Annotated in this window: 7 protein-coding genes and 1 riboswitch; of the genes, 6 read left to right on the forward strand and 1 reads right to left on the reverse strand. The window is 70.9% G+C overall.

Annotation, left to right across the window (positions count from 1 at the left end):
• Positions 1-13 precede the first annotated feature (13 nt).
• From Ate02nite_RS31035 to Ate02nite_RS31045, 3 genes are all read left to right on the forward strand, one after another.
• On the forward strand, positions 14-6,046 hold the full coding sequence (locus Ate02nite_RS31035; protein WP_203811405.1) for an RHS repeat-associated core domain-containing protein: 6,033 nt from the start codon (positions 14-16) through the stop codon (positions 6,044-6,046).
• 150 nt (positions 6,047-6,196) lie between these two features.
• A riboswitch (cobalamin riboswitch) is annotated at positions 6,197-6,409 on the forward strand.
• Between the two features lie 70 nt (positions 6,410-6,479).
• Positions 6,480-8,840, forward strand: a complete 2,361-nt coding sequence (locus tag Ate02nite_RS31040; RefSeq protein ID WP_438871270.1) for a ribonucleoside-diphosphate reductase subunit alpha — start codon at positions 6,480-6,482, stop codon at positions 8,838-8,840.
• A gap of 38 nt (positions 8,841-8,878) precedes the next feature.
• The gene (locus Ate02nite_RS31045) at positions 8,879-9,874 is read left to right on the forward strand and encodes a ribonucleotide-diphosphate reductase subunit beta (RefSeq protein WP_203811648.1); all 996 of its coding nucleotides are present in this window, start codon (positions 8,879-8,881) and stop codon (positions 9,872-9,874) included.
• A gap of 9 nt (positions 9,875-9,883) precedes the next feature.
• Here Ate02nite_RS31045 and Ate02nite_RS31050 read toward each other — a convergent pair whose 3' ends face one another.
• Positions 9,884-11,278: a short-chain fatty acyl-CoA regulator family protein gene (locus Ate02nite_RS31050; RefSeq protein WP_203811407.1), complete on the reverse strand. Its 1,395-nt coding sequence runs from the start codon at positions 11,276-11,278 to the stop codon at positions 9,884-9,886.
• 152 nt (positions 11,279-11,430) lie between these two features.
• On the opposite strand from Ate02nite_RS31050, the gene Ate02nite_RS31055 reads away from it, so the two are divergent.
• Genes Ate02nite_RS31055 through meaB form a run of 3 tightly spaced genes read left to right on the forward strand, consistent with a single transcriptional unit; the run spans position 11,431 to position 16,339 of the window.
• A complete protein-coding gene (locus Ate02nite_RS31055; RefSeq protein WP_239147820.1) occupies positions 11,431-13,203 on the forward strand; it encodes a methylmalonyl-CoA mutase subunit beta in 1,773 nt (590 codons plus the stop codon).
• A complete protein-coding gene (gene scpA, locus Ate02nite_RS31060; RefSeq protein WP_203811408.1) occupies positions 13,200-15,347 on the forward strand; it encodes a methylmalonyl-CoA mutase in 2,148 nt (715 codons plus the stop codon). Before Ate02nite_RS31055 ends, scpA begins: the two co-directional genes overlap by 4 nt.
• A complete protein-coding gene (gene meaB / locus Ate02nite_RS31065) occupies positions 15,344-16,339 on the forward strand; it encodes a methylmalonyl Co-A mutase-associated GTPase MeaB (RefSeq protein WP_239147821.1) in 996 nt (331 codons plus the stop codon). The genes scpA and meaB overlap by 4 nt, the downstream gene beginning before the upstream one ends.
• Positions 16,340-16,341: the final 2 nt, after the last annotated feature.

Genomic DNA, 16,341 nt, shown 5'->3' on the forward strand with positions numbered 1-16,341 from the left:
CATAGGGGGAACCGTGCACCTACCCAAGCACCGCTTCTATCGAGCATTCGTCCCGGCGGTCGCGTTGGCGACCGCGATGGCACAGAGCGTCTTCGTCCTGCCCGCACGGGCCGAGGCCACGCCGACGGTCCCGACGGCCACCACCGCCACGACTGCCACCCCGCCGCAGGTCCGGGACGACCTGGCGGCGGCCCGCATCACCGCGCGTGCCACCGGCCGGCCCGTCGAGGTCCTTCGCGAACGCACCGACGCGACGCAGGTTCTCGCGAATCCGGACGGAACGCTGACCATGGCGACGTCGGCCCGCCCGACCCGGGTGCGGCGCGGCGACGGCACGTGGGCTTCGATCGATACCACGCTCGCAGCCTCCGGGGACCGGGTCCGGCCGGCGGCCACGACCGTGGACATGACGTTCTCGCGGGGCGGGACCGGGGCGCTGGTGACCATCGCGTATCGCGGCGTGACGCTGGAGGTCCGGCCGCCGGCGCCGTTCGGGGCGCTGCCCGAGCCGGTGCTGGCCGGTGACAGCGCCACCTACCCGGAGGTGCTTCCCGGCGTCGACCTGCGGCTCACCGCGGACGGCCAGGGTTACTCCGAGGTGCTTGTCGTCAAGAACGCCGGGGCCGCCGCCGACCCCCGCCTGGCGAAGATCACCTTTCCGGTCTCGGTGACCGGCGGCGCGCTGACCGCCGACGCCCACGGCAACCTGCGGGTCCACGACAAGGCGCGGAAGCCGGTCTTCACCGGGGCCAAGCCGAGCATGTGGGACTCCTCCCCCGCGCGCCGCACGTCCTCCCTCCGAACCGCAATCGCTAAGAAGGCGCTCAGCATCACGCCGGACCGGGCGCTTCTCACCGATCCGGCCGCGGTCTACCCGATGTACATCGACCCGGGCGTGACCGTGGACACCGCGGCCTGGTCGCTGCTGGAGTCCGACGACCCGGACACGGCGTACTTCAACACCTCGTCGCAGGCGACGGTCGGTACCTACAACGACGGCGAGAGCATCTTCCGCTCGCTCTTCGGGATGGGCACGAACCCGCTGAACGGCACCCACGTCCTGTCGGCGTCGTTCCGGATCCACCAGACCGGCGCCTGGGACTGCGATGCGACGCCGTTCGAGCTCTGGTCGACGTCGGCGATCTCCTCGGCGACGACCTGGAACAACCAGCCGGCCTGGAACTCGCTGCTGGGCACCCAATCGTCGGGCGCGGGTGGCGACGCCTGCCCGGCCGCGGACGTCACCTTCCCGGTCACCTCGGCCGTCCAGGCCGCCGCCGACGCCGGCTCGTCGAGGACCTGGCTGGGGATCCGGGTGAATGCCGCGCACGAGTCCGACGTCGAGTACTACAAGCAGTTCGACAACAACCCGGTGCTGGACGTCACCTACAACACCAAGCCGACGCAGCCGCGCGGCCTGACCCTCTCGAACTGCTACATCAACTGCACGGACCCGCGGAAGATCTCGTCGGCCACGCCGCAGTTCTCGGCCATCGTCAAGGACGGCGACGCCGGGCAGCGGGTGCAGACCGAATTCCAGGTACGCCAGGGCAGCACCGTGATCACCAGCGGCCTGTCGGACTCGGGCACGAACGGCTCCTGGGTCTACTGGACACCCGCCACCGCGCTGACCGACGGCCAGTCGTACGCCGTACGCGTGCGGGGTTTTGACGGGGTTGACTATTCGGCGTGGTCGGCCGACGCCACCTTCAGCGTGGACACCACCGCCCCGGCCGCCGCCACGGTGACCAGCACCGACTATCCGTCCGGCGGGTGGTCGAAGGGCGCCGACCAGGCCGGCTCGTTCACGCTCGGCACGAGCAGCGACTTCGAGGGCTTCGTCTACGGGCTCGACCAGAACCCGCCGGCCACCGAGGTCCGCGCGATCTCCGGGGCGGCCACCGTCTCGCTGGCCCCCGACAGGGACGGCGCGCACACCCTCTACGTGCGCTCGCGGGACGCCGCCGGCAACTACGGGCCGCTGACCACGTACGCGTTCAACGCCGGCCAGGCCGCGCTCACCCTGCCGGTCAAGGGCCAACTGGTCACCGGCTCGACGGGGGTGCAGGCGGCAGCGCCGGCCACGGTCACCGGTTACACCCTGCAGTGGCGGCGTTCGGAGACCGACACCTGGGCGAACGTCCCGGTCACGGAGGTGAACGGGGCGACCTGGCCGCAGTCCCGGGAGTCGGGCACGTTCCCCAGGCTGACCTGGGACGTCGCGAAAACCGTCAACGACGCCGAGGCCGGCCCGACGGCGATCGACGGTCCCGTGCAGGCGCGGGTGCTGGCCTCGGACGGCTCGGGCGCCGCTTCCTCGCCGGTCAACTTCACGCTCGACCAGACCGCCGCGAACGCGGGTACCGCGGACGTCGGCGCGGGCACGGTCAACCTCATCACCGGCAACCTGGCCGTCTCCGCCACCGACGTGAGCGTCAACTCGTACGGCTCGGACCTCACCTTCGGACGCACGTTCAACTCCCGGCAGGCCGCCACCGCCGACCCGTCCGGCATGTTCGGTGCCGGCTGGATCAGCACCGCCGCGGTAAGGGCCGCCCAATCCGACTACACCGGGCTCGCGGTGACCGGATCGGTGGTCCAGGTCGGCCTGGCCGACGGAAACTCGATCGGCTTCACCGCCCGCAGCGGCGGCGGATACCACCCTCAGCTCGGCTACGAGACGATGACCCTCACCCACCCCGACGCGAACACCTATCGGCTCGCCGACCTCGACGGCAACGTCACCCGGTTCACCCTTCCGACCGGCTCGGCCGCCTGGAAGCCCACCGCGATCGACGTGCCCGGCAACGCGCAGACCACCACGACCTCGTACGAGACGGTGACCGCCGGCTCGACGACGGTGACCCGGCCGACCCGGATCCTCGCGCCGGTGCCGGCCGGGGTGACCTGCGGCGCCAGCACGTCCGGACTGGTCAAGGGCTGCCGGGCGTTGACCTTCACGTACGCGACGGCGACCACCGCGACCAGCAGCGTCGCCGGTGACTACGCCGGCCGGGTCGCGCAGGTCAGTCTCGTCGCCTGGGACCCCGACCTGGCCACTCCGGCGATGCGCACCGTGCCGGTCGCGAAGTACGCCTATGACAGCACCGGCCGGCTCGTGTCCGGGTGGGACCCGCGCCTGGACCACGACTCGGGTCAGCACCTGGCCGTGACGTACGCGTACGCCGGCGACGGGATCCTGACCACCGTCACCCCGGTCGCGCAGGAGCCGTGGCAGCTCAGCTACACCACGATTCCCGGCGACCCCGGCGCGGGCCGCCTCCACCAGGTCAGCCGTTCCGCCCTGGCGGCGGGCACCGCCACCACGAGCGTCGTCTACCAGGTGCCCACCAGCGGCAGCGGCGCGCCGTACGACCTGTCCGCCGCCCAGACCGGCCGGTGGGGGCAGGCCGACGCGCCGACCCAGGCCACCGCGGTCTTCGGCCCGGACCAGGTGCCGGACGGCAATCCGAGCGACGGCACCATGCCGACGTCCTGGACCCGCGCCGCCCTCACCTACATGGATCACTCGGGACAGGTGGTCAACACCGTCGAGCCGGGCGGCCACACCACCACCATCTGGCAGGACGCGACCGGGAACGTCGTACGGTCGCTGACCGCCGCGAACCGGGACCGCGCGCTGAACGCCGGCACGACGGACACGGCCGTGGACGAGGCGGCGTTCGCCGAGCGGCTCGCCACCGTCAACCGCTTCGAGGCGGGCGGGCGCCGGCTGCGGGAGACCTTCGGGCCGGAGCACGACACCGCGGTCCCGGACGGGTCCGGCGGGTGGGTCGAGCGGCGGGCCCGGACGCACACGGTCTACACGTACGACGAGGGTGCGCCCACCACCGGCACCTACGACCTGGTGACCACCGAGGTCACCGGCGCCCGCCTCGCCGACGGCTCCGATGTGGACACGCGCACGACGAAGACCGGCTACGACTGGACGCTGCTCGCACCGACGTCGGTGACCACCGATCCGAGCGGCCTGAGCCTGACGACCCGGATGACGTACGACGCGACGACCGGGTTGCGGACCTCGACGACCGACCCGGCCGGCGGCACCACGACCAACACGCCGCGCACCACCCAGACGATCTACTACTCGACCGCGGCCAACTCCACCTACAGCGAATGCGGCAACCACGCCGAATGGGCCAACCTGCCGTGCCTGGTCCGGGCCGGCGGCGACCCCTCGTCCGGCGCGGCGATCCCGGTCACCCGGATCACGTACGGCCTCTACCACCAGCCCGCCGTGGTGACCGAGCGCACGTCGTCCGGCACGACGCTGCGCACCAGCACGACGACCTACGACGCGGCCGCCCGGCCGGTGACCGTCGCTCAGACGGCGAGCACCGGAACCGCGGTGCCGACCACGAGAAGCGTCTACGACGCGTCGACCGGGCAATTGTCGGAGACCCAGTCGCTCTCCGGGACGACGGTCACCGCCAAGCTCAGCCGCTTCTACGACGCGCTGGGCCGCACCACCAGCTACGTCGATGCCGACAACAACACCACCACCACGACGTACGACGTGGACTCCCGGGTCGCCACGGTCAATGACGGCAAGGGTACGCAGACGCGCGGCTACGACGACCGTGGTCTGGTCGCCTCCGTGGCCGACTCCCAGGCGGGCAGTTTCACGGCCGGGTACGACGCCGACGGCAACCTGATCTCCACGGCGATGCCGAACACGCTGACCGTGACGACCGGCCGCGACGAGACCGGCACCGCGACGACCCAGTCGACCACCGCGCCGGGGTGCACGCCGGCCACCGACTGCATCGACATCGACGAGCAGGTCAGCACCACCGCGCACGGTCAGTGGGCCACCCACTCCACCGATCTGTCCGGCCAGCAGTACACGTACGACAGGGCCGGCCGGCTCACCAACACCCAGGACTACTCCCAGCCGATCTCCGGCTACGCCGGCTGCACGACCCGGTCGTACGGCTTCGACGCCGCCAGCAACCGGACCAGCTTCAAGAGCTACGGGCCGGCCGACGGCGGCGAATGCCAGACCACCACGCCGACGACGTCCCGGACCATGACGTACAACACCGCCGACCGGGCCACCACCAGCGGATACACGTACGACTCGCTCGGCCGCACGACCACCGTGCCGTCGGTCGAGACGTCCAGCCGGTCCGGGGACCTGACCGCCAGCTACTACACCAACGATCTGGTCCGCAGCATCACCCAGAGCGGATCCACCACGACGTACGCGCTGGATGTCAACCTGCGGCGGGTGCGGTCCTCGACCACCGGCACCGAGCACTACGGCGACGACTCCGACTCGCCGTCGTGGAGTTCGTCCGGTGAAGCCTGGACCCGCTACATCGACGGGCCGGACGGGCTGCTGGCGTACACCTACTCGTCCAGCGGCGACCTCCGGATGCGGATCACCAACCTGCACGGCGATGTCCTCGGCATGGCCACCGGAAACAGCACACCCGAGATCCTGGCCACCTTCGAGACCGACGAGTACGGCGTAGCGCGCGATGCCGCGGACATCGGCGACGTTCGCTACGGGTACCTCGGCCAGCACCAGCGCGCCTCGGACAACCCGGCCGGCGTCACGCTGATGGGCGTGCGCCTCTACAACCCGTCGAGCGGTCGCTTCACCTCGGTCGACCCGGTGCCGGGCGGAAGCGCCAACGACTACGACTACTGCAACGCGGATTCGGTGAATTGTTCCGACACCAGCGGACTGATGTCATGCCGCTCCACCATGAAGCGGACCGGTTCGATCCTGCACCGGAAATACGCCCTCGACATGACCTGCAAGATGAGCCACAAAGAAATTACCTATATCGTGGCCGGGCTGGCGATCGGGGGCATCGTCATCGGGGCCATCGGCGGGCTCGTGGGCGGGTGGTCCGCGCCGGTCTGGGTCGTGGCCGGCGCCGTGGTCAGCATCGCGGGAATCGTCATCGGGGCGGTCTATACCGCGCACTGCACGAGAAACCGAGGAATCACGATAAACGTGAAAACCACGCTCGGACAGTACGCCGGAGCCAGGGTCTCCCTTCGATGCACGTAAGCACGCGGATTTGCGGAGCGGGCACGGGGTACCGTGCCCGCTCCGCCCGCAGCGCCGTACCCGACTACCGAAAGCCAGCACAGGGTGACACGCAGCGGCGACACGCCGAACACGACATCTGGTGTTGTCGTTTCGACCCGACACCCATATATGGTGTTGTCCGCAGCTGGTTCGGTCGTCCTTTTCGGAGGGCGGCCGAGGCAACAGGGAACCCGGTGTGAATCCGGGACTGCCCCGCAGCGGTAAGTGGGAACGAAAGCCGTCAACGAAGCACTGGGCGTTTTAACGCCTGGGAAGCGACGGCCGGTAGGAACAAGCAGGATGCCCGCGAGTCCGAAGACCTGCCAGCGCGCCGTGCACCAACCAGGGTGCACGGCGGTCGGAAGCCGCGCGGGACGGCTGACGCCAGGGAACCGGACCAGCATCAGGTCCGATGGCGTCCTCCTGCGCGCGTAGGCATTTTGGGGGGACGCGGGAGATGCAGGTGCGTAAGCGCAACGGCGACCTGGAGACGGTCGACGTCAACAAGATCGTCAAGGCGGTCGAGCGGTGGGTCGCCGACCTCGACGAGGTCGACCCGCTGCGGGTCGCGACCAAGACGATCAGCGGGCTGTACGACGGTGCCACCACGGCTGAGCTGGACAAACTGTCTATCCAGACGGCGGCCGAGCTGATCGGCGAGGAGCCGCAGTATTCGAAGCTGGCCGCGCGGCTGCTCGCCGCGTACGTGGACAAGGAAGTCCGCCAGCAGGAAGTGGCGAGCTTCAGCCAGTCGATCCGGTACGCCCACCAGCAGGGCCTGATCGGCGACCAGACGGCCGCGTTCGTGCGCCGCAACGCCCGCAAGCTGGACGACGCCATCGACCTCGACGGTGACCTGCGGTTCGAGTACTTCGGCCTGCGGACCGTCGCGGACCGCTACCTGCTGCGCCACCCGCAGAGCCGGCTGGTCGTGGAAACCCCGCAGTACTGGCTGCTGCGCGTCGCCTGCGGCCTGTCGCAGACCCCGGCCGAGGCGATCGGCTTCTACCGGCTGATGTCGAGCCTGGCCTATCTGCCCAGCTCACCCACCCTGTTCAACTCCGGAACCGCGCACACCCAGATGTCGTCGTGCTTCCTGGTCGACTCGCCGAAGGACGAGCTCGACTCGATCTACGAGCGGTACCACCAGGTCGCGAAGCTGTCGAAGTTCTCCGGCGGCATCGGCATCTCCTGGTCGCGGGTGCGGGGCCGGGGCGCGCTGATCCGCGGCACCAACGGCAAATCCAACGGCATCGTGCCGTTCCTCAAGACGCTCGACGCGGGCGTGGCGGCGGTCAACCAGGGCGGCCGGCGCAAGGGCGCGGCCTGCGTCTACCTGGAGCCGTGGCACCCGGACGTCGAGGAGTTCCTGGAGTTGCGCGACAACACCGGCGAGGACTCCCGCCGTACCCATAATTTGAATCTGGCCAACTGGATCCCGGACGAATTCATGCGCCGGGTCGAGGCCGACGGCGACTGGTCGCTGATCGACCCGTCCGACGCCCCGCAGCTGCCGGACCTGTTCGGTGAGGCGTTCGACGAGGCTTACCGCCGGGCCGAGAAAAAGGCTGTCAAAACCATCAAGGCCCGCGATCTGTACGGGCGGATGATGCGCACGCTGGCCCAGACCGGCAATGGCTGGATGACGTTCAAGGATCCGTCCAACCGGCTGTCGAACCAGACCGGCGCGCCGGGCAACACGATCCACCTGTCGAACCTGTGCACCGAGATCCTCGAGGTGAACTCCGACGACGAGACCGCGGTGTGCAACCTCGGCTCGATCAACCTCGGCGCCCACCTGGACGGCAACGGCGTCGACTGGCCGAAGCTGCGCGAGACGGTGCGCACCGCGGTGGTCTTCCTGGACCGGGTCATCGACATCAACTACTACCCGTCGCAGCAGGCCGCGACGTCGAACCCGCGCTGGCGGCCGGTCGGCCTCGGGCTGATGGGTCTGCAGGACGCGTTCTTCCTGCTCGGGCTGCCGTTCGACTCCGACGCGGCGAAGGAGCTGTCCACCCGCGTACAGGAGGAGATCTTCCTGACCGCGCTGGAATCGTCGGTCGCCCTGGCCGAGCAGTTCGGCCCGCATCCGGCCTACCCGGAAACCCGCGCGGCCAATGGCGACCTGCACCACGAGCTGTGGGGTGCGACGCCGGCGCAGACCGAGCGGTGGGCGGCCCTTCGTCAGAACATCAAGAAGCACGGCCTGCGCAACTCGCTGATGATCGCGATCGCCCCGACCGCGACCATCGCGTCGATCGCCGGCTGCTACGAGTGCATCGAGCCGCAGGTGTCCAACCTGTTCAAGCGCGAGACGATGTCCGGCGAATTCATGCAGATCAACACCTATCTGGTACGCGAGTTGAAGGCGCGCGGCCTGTGGACCGCGCCGATCCGTGAGCAGATCAAGCGGGCCGAAGGGTCGGTGCAGGGCATCGCCGAGCTGCCCGAGGACGTCCGTGAGTTGTTCCGCACCGCCTGGGAGCTGCCACAGAAGGCGCTGATCGACCTGGCCGCCGCCCGGGCGCCGTACATCGACCAGTCGCAGTCGCTGAACCTGTTCCTGAGCGCGCCGACCATCGGCAAGCTCTCCTCGATGTACCTGTACGCGTGGAAGGCCGGCCTGAAGACGTCGTACTACCTGCGCTCGCGCCCCGCGACCCGCATCCAGCAGGCCACCGTCGCCATCGCGCCCGTCGCGGCCGTCTCGGACGACGAAGCGCTGGCCTGCTCCCTGGAAAACCCCGAATCATGTGAGGCCTGCCAGTGACCACCATTCCCGCCCCCCGCAACGAGATCCGGCACCAGATGCTGCTCGACCCCGGCATGGACCTGACGCTGCGGCCGATGCGGTACCCGCACTTCTTCGACCGGTTCAAGGACGCCATCAAGAACACCTGGACCGTGGAGGAGGTCGACCTGCACTCCGACCTCGCCGACCTGGCCAAGCTCTCCCCGGCCGAGCAGCACCTGGTCGGCCGGCTGGTGGCGTTCTTCGCCACCGGCGACACCATCGTCGCGAACAACCTCGTGCTCAACCTCTACCAGCACGTCAACTCGCCCGAGGGCCGGCTCTATCTGTCCCGGCAGCTGTTCGAGGAGGCCGTGCACGTCCAGTTCTATCTGAACCTGCTCGACACCTACGTGCCGAACGAGCAGGAGCGGTTCGAGGCGTTCGCGGCGGTCGAGAACATCCCGTCGATCGCCCGGAAGGCCGAGTTCTGCTTCAAGTGGATCGACTCGATCTATTCGCTCCGGGAGCTGCGCAGCCGCGAGGACCGCCGGGCGTTCCTGCTCAACGTGATCTGCTTCGCCGCCTGCATCGAGGGCCTGTTCTTCTACGGCGCCTTCGCGTACGTGTACTTCCTGCGCTCCCGCGGCGTGCTGCAGGGCCTGGCGTCCGGCACCAACTGGGTGTTCCGCGACGAGAGCATGCACATGGCGTTCGCGTTCGACGTCGTCGACACCGTCCGGCAGGAAGAGCCCGACCTGTTCGACGCCGAGATGGAGCAGCAGGTCCGCGACATGCTGGCCGAGGCCGTCGAGTGCGAGGTGCAGTTCGCCGAGGACCTGCTCACCCAGGGCGTCTCCGGCATGTCCCTGGCCGACATGCGCGAATACCTGCAGCACGTGGCCGACCGCCGCTTGCAGGTGCTCGGCATCGACCCGATGTACGGCAGCAAGAACCCGTTCGCGTTCATGGAGCTGCAGGACGTACAGGAGCTGTCGAACTTCTTCGAACGCCGGGTCTCGGCCTACCAGGTCGGCGTAACCGGCAGCGTCAGCTTCGACGACGACTTCTGACGGTCGCGCTCAGCGCTGGTCCACCGCGTACGGAATGACGGTGTGCCGGTTCTCGTCGACCACCAGGCGGCCGGCCGCCGGGGGCCGGGCGCGCTGGGCGCAGTCGCGGCGTTCGCAGATGCGGCAGCCCAGGCCGATCGGGGTGGCGGCGCGGGGGTCGTCGAGGGCGAGGCCGTCGCTGTAGACCAGCCGGTGAGCATGGCGCAGTTCGCAGCCGAGCGCGACGGCGAACGTGCTGCGCGGGCTGTGGTGGCCGCGGCCGCCGTGCTCGATGGTGCGGGCCAGCCAGAAGTAACGCTTGCCGTCGGGCATCTCGGCGACCTGGGTGAGGATCCGGCCGGGCGAGCTGAACGCCTCGTAGATGATCCACAGCGGGCAGGTGCCGCCGAGCCGGGAGAAGTGGAAGTCGGTGGCGGACTGCCGCTTGGAGATGTTGCCGGCCCGGTCGACGCGCAGGAACGAGAACGGCACCCCGCGCCGGGTGGGCCGTTGCATGGTGCTCAGCCGGTGGCAGGCGGCCTCGAAGCTGACCCCGTAGCGCCCGGCGAGAAGTTCCACGTCGTACCGCAGCTGTTCGGCGGTGGCGTGGAAATCGCCGTACGGCATCAGCAGCGCGCCGGCGTAGTAACTGCCGAGCCCGATGCGGGCCAGTTCGGCGGACTCCCCCGCGCCGGCCGCCAGCTCGCTGATCAGCTCGCCGTGGGCGAGGAACCCCAGCTGGGTGGCGAGCTGGAAGGCCCGCTGGCCGTCGGTGTAGTTGGCCGACAGGGACAGCACCCGGGTCTGCGGGTCGAACCGGCGCGTCTCGCCACTGCCCGGCGCGAGGTCGGCGACCCGGATCCCGAACTGCCGCAACAGGTACGCACCGAGGGTCTCGGCGGCGCGGCCGGGAGTGAGGCGCAGCTCGGCGGCGAGGTGCTCGGCGGCGGTGTCCAGCGCGTCGAAGTGGTTGTAGTTCTCGTAGAAGAAGTCGCGGACGGTGTCGTGCTGCTCGCCCATGCCCGGCGGCAGCCCGGCCGGACCGGCCAGGGCGGCGACCCGGGCGGCCGCGTCCCGGTAGCGCTGGTGCAGGGCGACCAGGGCGCGGGCCGCGGCGGGATGGTCGCGGACCAGATCGATGGCCTCGACCGGGTCGACGGTCACGCCGCTTGCTTCGTCGGCGAGGGCGGCCCGCACGTCGGCGCCGAGCCGTTCCACATCGGTGTCGGCGAAGAACTCGGGATCGACGCCGAGCACCTCGGCCAGGCCGAGCAGGACCGGCGCGGTCAGGGTGCGCTGATTGTTCTCGATCTGGTTGAGATAGCTGGTCGAGATGTCCAGGCGGCGGGCCAGGTCGGCCTGGGTGAGGCCGTGCTCGCGGCGTAGCCGGCGCAGTTTGCCGTGCGCGTACAGCTTGGCCGACATCGTGCGAATATAACACTCACAAAGTTTGCAAAGTTCGCAGTTTCCCCGGCACCGAAGTGAAAAGTACGCGTCGGCGTGCGCCGGTCCGCAGTGCTTTACTCAGCGGTAGTTAGCCTCAAAAAGGTCCGCGCCAGGCGGACGGGAGGAGCATCGTGACAACGTCGGCGGTTTTCCCCGCGGCCACCGCGGAACAGTGGCGCCGCCTGGCCCTGGCCGCCCTGCGCAAGTCCGGCGCGGCCGCCGAGACCGCCACCCCGGACCAGGTGGACGACCTGCTCGCGTCGGTCACCTACGACGGGCTGCGGATCGCGGCGCTGCACACCGCGGCCGACCTGCCCGGCGAATTCCGGTACGTCCGGGAGGCTCGCGCCGCCGGCGGCTGGGACATCCGCCAGCACCACGCCGGTCCGGAGCCGGGCGAGATCCGCGAAGCGGTGCTCGGTGACCTCGAGAACGGGGTGACCTCGCTGTGGCTGGCGGTCGGCGGCCACTCACTGCCGCCGGCCGCCCTGCCCGAAGCCCTCGACGGCGTATTCCTCGACCTCGCCGGGGTGGTTCTCGACCCGGGACCGGAGTTCGTCGCGGCCGCCGACGCGTGGTTCGCGCTGCTCGCCGCCCGGGGCGTCGATCCCCGGCAGGCCACCGGCGGGCTGGGCGCCGACCCGCTCGGCTGGGTGGCCGGCACCGGTGACGCGGCCGGTCTCGCCGGGGCCCTGCGCGACGCCGCCGGCCTGGCCGGGCGGTGCGTGGCCGAGGCGCCGGGGCTGCGGGCGGTCACCGTGGACGCGACCGTCTATCACGAGGCGGGCGGCTCGGACGCCGAGGAGCTCGGCTGCGCCGCGGCCGCCGGAGTCGCCTACTTGCGGGCCCTCACCGACGCCGGCCTGCCGATCGAGGCGGCCCTGGGACAGCTCGAATTCCGGTACGCCGCCACCGCCGACCAGTTCGCCACCATCGCGAAGCTGCGGGCCGCGCGGCGGATCTGGGCCCAGGTCGCCGAGATGTGCGGGGCCCCGGACGCCGGCGGGCAGCGCCAGCACGCGGTGACCTCGGCGGCGATGATGACCGCCCGCGACCCGTGGGTGAACCTGCTGCGGACCACGCTCGCCTCCTTCGCCGCCGGGGTCGGTGGCGCGGACGCGGTGACCGTGCTGCCGTTCGACCACCGTCTCGGCCGGCCGGACGCGTTCGCCCGGCGCCTGGCCCGCAACACCCAGATCCTGCTGGTCGAGGAGGCCAATGTGGCCCGGGTCGTCGACCCGGCCGGCGGCTCCTGGTACGTGGAGCGGTACACCGAGGACCTGGCGCACGCCGCGTGGGACGTCTTCACCGGCATCGAGCAGGCCGGCGGGCTGGCCGCCGCGCTGCGCTCCGGCCTGGTCGCCGACCGGATCGCGAGCACCTGGGAGCGCCGCGAGGCCAACATCGCGCATCGCCGCGACCCGATCACCGGGGTCAGCGAGTTCCCCAACCTCGGCGAGGAACTCCCCCGCCGCCGGCCCGCCCCGGATCGGCCGGGTGGCGGCCTGCCCCGGCGCCGCTACGCGGAAGCGTTCGAAGCGTTGCGCGACCGCAGCGACGCGCACCTGCTCGCTACCGGCAGCCGGCCGACCGTCACCCTGGCCACCCTCGGCTCGGCGGCCGCGTCCGGGCCACGGGTCACGTTCGCGACCAACCTGTTCGCGGCCGGCGGCATCGCGGTCACCACCGACCCCGGTTCCGCCGTGGTGTGCCTGTGCGGCCCCGACAAGGCGTACGCCCAGGAGGCCGCAACCACCGCCGTAGCCGCAAGGGAGGCGGGCGCGCAGCGCGTACTGCTGGCCGGTCGCGGCGATTATCCCGGCGTCGACGGGTACGTCCATGCCGGCGGCGACGCCGTCGCCGCGCTCACCACCGTCCTGGCCGACCTCGGAGTGCAGCCATGATCCCCGACTTCTCCACCGCGAAACTGACCGATCCGGCGCCCGGCCCGGCCGGGCCGCTCAGCACCGGGCCGGCCTGGGAGACGCCCGAGGGCATCACGGTGCCGTCGCTGTACACCGCCGCCGATCTGGCCGGCCTCGACTTCCTGGACACCTATCCGGGCATCGCGCCGTACCTGCGTGGTCCCTACCCGACCATGTACGTCAACCAGCCGTGGACCATCCGGCAGTACGCGGGTTTCTCCACCGCCGAGGAGTCCAACGCGTTCTACCGCCGCAACCTGGCGGCCGGGCAGAAGGGCCTGTCGGTCGCGTTCGACCTGCCCACCCACCGCGGCTACGACTCCGACCACCCCCGGGTCACCGGGGACGTCGGGATGGCCGGGGTCGCGATCGACTCCATCTACGACATGCGGCAGCTGTTCGACGGCATCCCACTGGACCGGATGAGCGTCTCGATGACCATGAACGGCGCGGTGCTCCCGGTGCTCGCGTTGTACATCGTCGCCGGTGAGGAGCAGGGCGTCGCGCCGGAGCAGCTGTCCGGCACGATCCAGAACGACATCCTCAAGGAGTTCATGGTCCGCAACACCTACATCTATCCGCCGGCGCCGTCGATGCGGATCATCTCCGACATCTTCGCGTTCACCTCGCAGCGGATGCCGCGCTTCAACTCGATCTCCATCTCCGGGTACCACATCCAGGAGGCCGGCGCGACGGCCGACCTGGAGCTCGCCTACACCCTGGCCGACGGCGTCGAATACCTGCGGGCCGGCCGCGACGCCGGACTGGACATCGACGCGTTCGCGCCGCGGCTGTCGTTCTTCTGGGCCATCGGGATGAACTTCTTCATGGAGGTCGCCAAGCTGCGGGCCGGCCGGCTGCTCTGGGCCAGGCTGGTCCGCGAGTTCGGGCCGAAGGATCCCCGTTCGCTGAGCCTGCGCGCGCACTGCCAGACCTCCGGCTGGTCGCTGACCGCCCAGGACGTCTACAACAACGTCATGCGCACCTGCGTCGAGGCGATGGCCGCCACCCAGGGCCACACCCAGTCGCTGCACACCAACGCCCTGGACGAGGCCCTCGCCCTGCCCACCGACTTCTCCGCCCGGATCGCCCGCAACACTCAGCTGCTGCTGCAGCAGGAGTCCGGCACCACCCGGGTCGTCGACCCGTGGGGCGGCAGCGCGTACGTCGAGCGCCTCACCCACGACCTGGCCGCCCGCGCCTGGGAGCACATCACCGAGGTCGAGGCGGCCGGCGGGATGGCCCGGGCCATCGACGAGGGCATCCCCAAGATGCGCATCGAGGAGGCGGCCGCCCGCACCCAGGCCCGAATCGACTCCGGGCGGCAGCCGGTGATCGGCGTCAACAAGTACCGCCCGGCCGTCGACGAGCCGATCGACGTGCTCAAGGTGGACAACGCCGCCGTCCGCGCCAGCCAGATCGAGAAACTGCGGCGGCTGCGCGCCGACCGCGACGAGGCCGCCTGCCAGGCCGCCCTCGACGCCCTCACCGAGGCCGCCGGCCGCGACGGCAACCTCCTCGAACGGGCCGTCGACGCGGCCCGGGCCAAGGCCACCGTCGGGGAGATCTCCGACGCGCTGGAAAAGGTGTACGGGCGGCACACCGCCCGCATCCGTACGATCTCCGGGGTGTACGGCAGGGAGGCCGGTCAGGTGACAAACATCGAGCGGGCCCGCGCCGTGGCCGCCGCGTTCGCCGAGGCCGAAGGCCGCCAGCCCCGCATCCTGGTGGCCAAGATGGGTCAGGACGGCCACGACCGCGGCCAGAAGGTGGTCGCCACCGCGTTCGCCGACCTCGGCTTCGACGTCGACGTCGGCCCGCTGTTCGCCACCCCCGCCGAGGTCGCCCGGCAGGCCATCGAGGCCGACGTGCACATCGTCGGCGTCAACTCGCTCGCCGCCGGCCACCTGACCCTGGTGCCGGCGCTGCGCGACGAGCTCGCCGCCCAGGGCCGCCCGGACATCATGATCATCGCGGGTGGGGTGATCCCGCCGCAGGACTACGACGCCCTGCGCGCGGCCGGCGCGGCGGCCATCTTCGCGCCGGGCACCGTGCTGGCCGACGCCGCGCTGGAGCTGCTCGCCGACCTGTCCGCCCAGCTCGGCCACCCCGCCCCGGCGTGAGTCCCGACCTTCCGGCGATGGCCGCCGGGGTGCGTGACCGCGCCCCGGCCTGGATCGCCCGCGCCATCACCCTGGTCGAATCCACCCGCGCCGACCACCAGGCCGACGCTCAGCGGCTGCTGGCCATGCTCACCCCCGATGCCGGGCGCTCGCACCGGATCGGCATCAGCGGGGTCCCCGGCGTCGGCAAGTCCACCTTCATCGACGCGTTCGGCAGCGACCTCACCGCCGCCGGCCACCGGGTCGCGGTCCTCGCCGTGGACCCGTCGTCCACCCGCAGCCGCGGCAGCATCCTCGGCGACAAGACCCGGATGGCCCGCCTGGCCGCCGACCCGGACGCGTACATCCGGCCGTCGCCCACCGCCGGCACCCTCGGCGGCGTCGCCAAGGCCACCCGCGAGGCCATCGTCGTGGTGGAGGCGGCCGGCTACGACGTCGTGGTGGTCGAGACCGTCGGCGTCGGACAGTCCGAGACCGCGGTCGCGGACATGGTCGACTCGTTCCTGCTGCTCGCGCTGGCCCGCACCGGCGACCAGTTGCAGGGCATCAAGAAGGGCATCCTGGAGCTCGCCGACGTCATCGCCGTCAACAAGGCCGACGGCCCGCACGAGGCCGAGGCGAAACGCGCCGCCCGCGAACTGTCCGGCGCCCTGCGCCTGCTGCGCGGCGGCGACGAGACATCGTGGGTGACGCCGGTCCTGACCTGCAGCGGCGCCGAGGGCACCGGGGTGGCCGAGGTGTGGGCGCAGCTCACCGCCCACCGCGCCGGCCTGGACTCGAGCGGCGAACTCGCCGAACGCCGCAGCCGCCAGCAGGTCGGCTGGATGTGGGCGCTGGCCCGCGACGCCGTCCTCGGCCGCTTCCTGACCAACCCCGCCGTCCGCTCAGCCGCCGGCCCCGCCGAGGAGCAGATCCGAGCCGGCACGCTGACCCCGGCCCAGGCCGCGGAACACCTCCTCGCCGCCTACGACGCCCGGCTCAAGGGTGGCTGAGC

Origin of the sequence: Paractinoplanes tereljensis (assembly GCF_016862435.1) — a bacterium.
Lineage (GTDB): Bacteria > Actinomycetota > Actinomycetes > Mycobacteriales > Micromonosporaceae > Actinoplanes > Actinoplanes tereljensis.